5 protein-coding genes and 1 pseudogene are annotated in these 6,405 nt (G+C 65.4%); 2 read left to right on the top strand and 4 right to left on the bottom strand.

The genetic code is table 11. From position 1 onward, the window contains the following. Window positions 1-153: 153 nt before the first annotated feature. Together V5A53_RS11730 and V5A53_RS11725 are read left to right on the top strand one after the other, a co-directional pair. Window positions 154-840 carry a competence/damage-inducible protein A gene (locus V5A53_RS11730; RefSeq protein WP_332313798.1) on the top strand — a complete coding sequence of 229 codons (687 nt, stop codon included), beginning with the start codon at window positions 154-156 and terminating at the stop codon, window positions 838-840. Between the two features lie 263 nt (window positions 841-1,103). Continuing rightward, window positions 1,104-2,183 (top strand): ATP-NAD kinase family protein, encoded by a 1,080-nt coding sequence (locus V5A53_RS11725; RefSeq protein WP_332313797.1) that lies wholly within the window; start codon window positions 1,104-1,106, stop codon window positions 2,181-2,183. Between the two features lie 10 nt (window positions 2,184-2,193). Here the strand turns inward: V5A53_RS11725 and V5A53_RS11720 are convergent, their stop codons facing one another. The 4 genes and pseudogenes from V5A53_RS11720 to V5A53_RS11705 all read right to left on the bottom strand — a co-directional run. Beyond that, a complete protein-coding gene (locus tag V5A53_RS11720) occupies window positions 2,194-3,153 on the bottom strand; it encodes an isocitrate lyase/PEP mutase family protein (protein WP_332313796.1) in 960 nt (319 codons plus the stop codon). 116 nt (window positions 3,154-3,269) lie between these two features. After that, window positions 3,270-3,911, bottom strand: coding sequence for an isochorismatase family protein (locus V5A53_RS11715; protein WP_332313795.1), 642 nt, complete (start codon window positions 3,909-3,911; stop codon window positions 3,270-3,272). 45 nt (window positions 3,912-3,956) lie between these two features. Further along, entirely contained in the window at window positions 3,957-5,813 is a 1,857-nt protein-coding gene (locus V5A53_RS11710; protein ID WP_332313794.1) for a hydantoinase B/oxoprolinase family protein, read from the bottom strand. Next, window positions 5,810-6,405: pseudogene (locus V5A53_RS11705) on the bottom strand (hydantoinase/oxoprolinase family protein); the annotation flags it as partial. The pseudogene V5A53_RS11705 and the gene V5A53_RS11710, both read right to left, overlap by 4 nt.

Here is a 6,405-nt window from a genome sequence, read left to right as displayed (position 1 = left end):
ACTTCCAGATCCAGCAGGCCAAGGAACTCCGCGAGGAGGAAGGCCTCGACGTCGATTACGACGACGACCGCGAGGGACCGCCACCGGGGATGCGGTAGCCCCCACCGTACCGGGTCCGACGGGGTTTAGCCGGACGCGACCCAATCGGCGGCTATGAACGTCGCGCTGGTCTCGGTCGGCGACGAGTTGCTCTCCGGGGATACCGTCAACACGAACGCCGCGTGGCTCGGCGAGCAGTTGACCGATCGCGGTGCGAACGTCGAACGCGCCACCACGGTCCCCGACCGCGAGGCCGACATCGCCCGCGTCGTCAACGAGTACGCCGCCGAATACGACGCCGTCGTCGTCACCGGCGGCCTCGGGCCGACCCACGACGACCTGACGATCGAGGGCGTCGCCGCCGCCGTCGGCCGCGATGTCGAGACGAACGAGGCCGTCCTCCAGTGGCTCGCTACCGAGGGCGGCTATCAGCGCGAGGACCTCACCGACGGCACCGCCGACCTGCCCGCCGGCGCACGCCCGCTGCACAACACCGAGGGCGTCGCACCCGGTTGTGTCGTCGAGAACGTCTACGTCCTGCCGGGCGTCCCCGCCGAGATGAAAGCGATGTTCGAACAGGTCGAAGGCGACTTCGAAGGCGAGACCAGCCACGTGGCTTTCGTCGTGGTCGACGAACCCGAGAGCGCGCTCATCGACCGCTTCGAGGAACTACAGGAGCGCTTCGGCGTAATCGTCGGCAGTTATCCGGGCGACCACGTTCGCGTGAAGATCCAGAGCCCCGACGAGGAGGCCGTCGACGAGGCGGCCGCGTGGCTCCACGAGAACGCGGATGTCCTGTGAAAAGCGCGAGCAGCCTCAGCGGTAGAGATACCAGAGCCAGCCGACGGTGACGACGAGGCTGGCAATCAGTACGACCCACCCCGACGCGTCGACGATTCCCGGGGAGTCCTGAAACGCCTGCAATGGAAGGTTCATACGCCCCCCTTTTTCCGGCCGTCCCTTAATCGATTCGCTTCCCGCCGGTTCGGATGGTCCAGCAGTGCCGCGCCATATTTCACCGGTGAGACCACGCAGTTTTTGGCTTCGGCGGCCCGTCATCCGGTATGCGACGAATCGGGCTGGTCGTCAACCCCATCGCCGGCATGGGCGGCCGCGTCGGACTGAAAGGCACCGACAACAAGGTCGAGGAGGCCCGCCGCCGCGGCGCCGAACCGCGTGCGCCCTCCCGCGCCCAGCAGGCGCTCGAACACCTCCGCGAACAGCCCATCGACGTCGAACTCTACACCTACGGCGGCGTGATGGGCGAAGACGAGGCCGTCGCCGCCGGCTTCTCGCCCATCGTCGTCGGCCACCCCGAGGGCCGCGACGGGAAAGACACCGCCTCCGCGGACACCAGCGAGGCCGTCCGTCGGATCGTCGAGGAGGGCGTCGACCTCATCCTCTTCGTCGGTGGCGACGGTACCGCCGTCGATGTCGCCGAGACGCTGGACGAACTCGACGACGACACGCCCATCCTCGGCGTCCCCGGTGGTGTCAAGGTCTACTCGTCGGTCTTCGCGGTCACCCCGCGCGCGGCGGGCCGCATCGCCGCCACCTTCGACCGCACCGAGACCCGCGAGGTCAACGACATCGACGAGGACGCCTACCGCGGCGGCGACGTGACGACCGAGCTCAAGGCGCTGGCGGAGGTGCCGGTCGGCGACGAGATCCAGTCCTCCAAGCAGATCGGCGGCGGCACCGTCGAGGCGCTGGCCGAGGCCGTCGCCGGCGACATCGGCGACGAAGAGGGCACCTACATCCTCGGCCCCGGGTCGACCGTCGACGCCGTCAAGACCGAACTCGGCTTCAACGGCTCGCCGCTCGGCGTCGACGTCTGGCGGGACGACGAGGTGCTGGCCCGCGACGCCGGCGAGTCCGACATCCTCGGCACCCTCGGCGAGCGCAACGTCATCGTCGTCTCCCCTATCGGCGGGCAGGGGTTCATTTTCGGCCGCGGCAACGACCAGATTTCGCCCGACGTGATTCGACAATCCGAGATCGAGGTCATCGCCTCGAAACAGAAACTCGACGACATCGGCGTATTGCGGGTCGACACCGGCGACCCACAGCTCGACGAGGAGTTGCGCGGCTGGCAGCGAGTGCGGGTCGGGAAGTTCGAACGGCGGCTGTTAAAAGTAGTTTAGCGGCGGCGTCTCACGTATCGGTCAGTTCGTCGCCGAGCGACCCCTCGTACTTCTCCTGTTCGGCTTCGGGGAGGTACGCTTCCTCCCACTCGACGACCTCGGGAAACCCGGAGAACTCGTGGAGGCTCCCGACCGGTTCAGCGGCGAAATCGTCGTCGACGCTCCGCATCGCTTCGAGTGGGTCCTCGGCGAACTGGGCGAGGTCGGCGTGGACGTTGGCGATCGTCGACAGCGTCGAGAATATCGGGAACAACACGAGGTCGAAGCCCCACTCCTCGAGCGACTCGAGCGGCACATACGGCGAGGTGCCGAGATCCCCGACGAAGTTGTACAGAAGCGGGCCGTCGACCTCGCGGCCGATACGCTGAATCTCGTCCGTATCGGTCGGCCCTTCGACGAACGCGATATCCGCGCCGACTTCGAGGAACGCGTTGGCCCGTTCGATGGCCTCATCGAGGGAGCCCCCACCTGTACCGCGTGCGTCGGTGCGGGCGATGATGACGAACTCCTCGGCCCGCTCGTCGCGAACGTCGGCCGCGGCGGCGATCTTCCCGACCGCTTCCTCCTTCGGGATGACCTGCCGTCCCTTCGTGTGGCCACAGCGTTTCGGGAACGTCTGGTCCTCGATGTGGATGGCCGCAACGCCGGCTTTGACGTATTCGCGGACCGTCCGGATGACGTTCGTCGCGTTGCCGTACCCGTTGTCGGCGTCGGCGACAAGCGGCACGTCGACCCGTTCCTGGATGTTCTCGGCGTTGGCTATCATCTCCGGCATGGTGATGAAACCGGCGTCCGGATAGCCGACCTTCGAGATGGAGGTTCCGTACCCCGTCATGTATATCGCGTCGAAGCCGACGTGGTCCGCGATGGCCCCCGTCAGCGGGTCGTGAACCCCGGGACAGGCCAGCAGTTCGTCCTGTTGGAGGCGCTCTCGGAGTTTTCCACCGTATGTTTGCGTGGTCTTAGACATCGTTCGACTCGCTGACCGAGTGTCGGTTGTCACCGTCGATACCGACGGTGGTAGGTGGTGCGTTCGCCGAGGGGTCCGGTGGTTCGTTCTCGGTTGAATCCGATGGTCGTGTCATGCTATGTGTCGTTGTCTTGGTCAAGGTGGTCGATTACGTCGTCGGTCTCGACGACGTCTCCGTACTTGGCGTCGATGTCGAGCAGGTTCGCGCGATGTGGGCCGTCGGCACGGTCGCCGACCGCGTCGGCCGGGACGATAGTCCGGTAGCCGTGTTGCAGGCTATCGACGGCCGTCGCACGGATACAACCGCTCGTCGTGACGCCGACGATGACGAGCGTATCGACCCGATGGGTCGTCAACTCCGTTTCGAGGTCGGTCCCGAAGAACGCGCTCGCGTACTTCTTGAGGATGACCCGTTCGTCATCGACGGGCGCGATGCGGTCGTCGACCTCGACGGCCTCGGTCCCGAGACGCAGTTCCCGTAACGCCGGCACCTTCTCGATGAATCGGCCGGCGTCGCCGTATGATTCCTCGAAGGCCACCGTCGTGAAATAGCGGGGCAACTCGTGTTCGCGGAAGGTCGTCAGGAGACGTTCGGTCTGCTCGATGACGCCGTCTACCTCCGAGCCGAGTTCCGTCTCGGGGTCGGTGAAGGCGTTTATAAGGTCGATGACCACCAGCGCGGGCCGTTCGCCGAGGCCGACGCTCGCGCCGAACTCCTCGCCCTCGTAGTATTCGTCGATGTCGGTTGGCCGGTCCATGGTGTTGAGTGTTCCGTCGTTGAAAGGCGAAATAGTCGAGGAGTCTCAGTCGTGCCGTCCCTCGAACTCGCGGCGTTCGGCGTCGATCTGCTCCGCGAGGTCGTCATCGTCCGGCAGCGGGCCGTAGTCGAACTCCTCCAGTTCGTCGCGGTTCTGACGAATCTCCTCGCGCTGCCGGTCGGTCGCATCGGCGTCGACGGTGCCGTCATCGTCGAGGACGACGCCGTATTCGTCGCGAGCGGCTTCGGCCGATATCAGCCCGCGACGGACCTCCGTCGCGACGGTCTCGGGTTCACGCTCGAGCGGGTCGCCGAGCCCGCCGCCGCCAGCGGTACTGAAGACGAGTTTGTCGCCGGCCTGTACCGCGACGTTCTCGACCTTCGACGGGAGGTCCTCCTCGGTTCCGTCGGTGCGGATGAGCTTCTTTTCGCTCGTCTGCGCGTGCGAGCCCCCGTCGACGCCCCACGGATAGGTGTGGGCGCGGTCGTCCTGGAACGTGATCGCGCCGTCCTCCTCGAAGGTGTAGACCTTCGTGATCCCGTGGCCGCCGCGGAACGTGCCCGCACCACCGGTGTCCGCTCGGGTGCTGTACTCGTCGATGGTCAGCGGGTAGTAGGCCTCCTGGTACTCGGCGGGGACCGTCCGGAAGAGCGGCCACCACGAGTGGCCGTCGAGGCCGTCGCCGCCCGGCCGGGCCGGGATGCCACCGTAGAGGATCTCGAGCATCTGGAAGTCGTTGCCCTCCGAGTCGGTGCCCGCGTAGACGAGGTTCGGCGACGTGCCGTAGCTGCCGGCCACCGAGAAGCCGTCGATGAGCTTCGAGAACGTCGCCTGCAGGACATCGAACTGTCGGGCCATCATCGGGAGTCGGTTGCCGAGCGCCGCCGGATACTCGGGCTGGACGACCGTTCCCTTTGGCAGCGTCACCTCGAAGAGGTCGTAGTACCCGTCGTTGAACGTCAACAGCGGGTCGAACGCCATGATGAGGAAGACCCCGGTGAACATCTTGAACATCTTCTCGTTCAGGAGGAAGTTCACCGTCCCGGGCACCTGCTCGTCGGTCCCGGTCCAGTCCAGATGGACGGTATCGCCTTCCCGGTAGATTTCGAGGTGGAGTTTGATGGGGCCGTTTCCCATCCCGTCGTCGTCGACGTAATCCTCGAACGTGTAGCGTTCGCCCTCGGGGACGAACTCGTCGATGAGGTTTATCATCCCGTCTCGGGTGCGGTCGAGGATGGCGTCACAGCCCTCCAGATACGTCTCCTTGCCGAACCGGTCGCAGAGTTCGTGGACGCGCGTTTCGGCGGCTTTCGTCCCTGCCGCGAGCGCCTTGATGTCGGCTTCGGCGTGGTCCGGCAGGCGCGTGTTGTGCGCGAACGTCTCGAGGAGTTCGCTGTCGAACTCCCCGCCCTTGTACAACTTGACCGGCGGGAGGCGGATCCCCTCCTCGAAGATGGTCGTCGCCTGCACCGGCATGCTCCCGGGGGTCTTCCCCCCGACGTCCATCAGGTTGCCCCACTGGCTGGAGAACCCGACGAGGTCGCCCTCGTAGAAGATTGGCCGCAACAGCAGCATGTCCGGCGTGTGTGAGACGGCGCCGGCACACATGTAGGGGTCGTTAGTAGCGATGACATCGCCGTCCTCGAGGTCGTCCCGGTCGAACGGCGAGTTCTCGAGTATCGTATCGATGGCCGAGCCGAACTGGCCCATGACCATCCGCCCGTGACGGTCGGCGATGAGCGGGAACTGGTCGGACTGCTCACGGATGACCGGGCTGATGGCAGTCGTCTCGACGACTCGGTCCATCTCCTCGCGGGTGTTGGCCAGCGTGCTCTCGATGATGTCGAGCGTCGTCGCGTCGATATCGTGTTCGCCGACGAAATCCGGCGTTTCAGCGCTCATTGGCTCTCACCCCGCGTAATCTCGATGTTCGCATAGCGATCGATGCTCGCGGTGTGGTCCGGCTGAACGACGACCGTCGAGTCGTCGTCGATGACGATAGCCGGCCCCGCGATCTCGTTGCCCGGTCGCAGCTCGGTTCGGTCGTATATTGGCGTTTCATGGTATCTGCCGTCGAAATACACCTCGTCGGTATCCACCAACGCGTCGCTGGGGTCGGCACCTTCGAGGTCCGCCGCTTCGATGGTGACGCCCTGCATCGTTCCCTTGCCGATGACCCGGAGGTTGGCGATCTCCAGCGGTGCATCGAGGGAGAAGCCGAACCGGCGGTCGTGGCGACTCTCGAAGTCACCCTTGATCTCGGCGAGGCCCGTCTCGCTTCGCAGGTTGTCGATGTCGATGGGGATGGACATCTGGATGTCCTGTCGGAAGTAGCGACACTCCGCGAAGTACTCGAAGGCGTGGTTCGCCTCGTCGACGCCCTCGGAGTTCAGCCAGTCGGTCGCTTCCTCGCGCAGCGACTGGAGTTCATCGTAGACATCGTCGCCGGTGACGTCGTCGTCAGTCTGGAGGTAGGTCTCCGAGAACTCGTTTT

Origin of the sequence: Natronomonas sp., assembly GCF_036625485.1 — an archaeon.
Classification (GTDB): Archaea; Halobacteriota; Halobacteria; order Halobacteriales; family Haloarculaceae; genus Natronomonas.
Note: the sequence above shows the minus strand (reverse complement) of the source record. Positions and strands in the feature narration are given on the sequence as shown.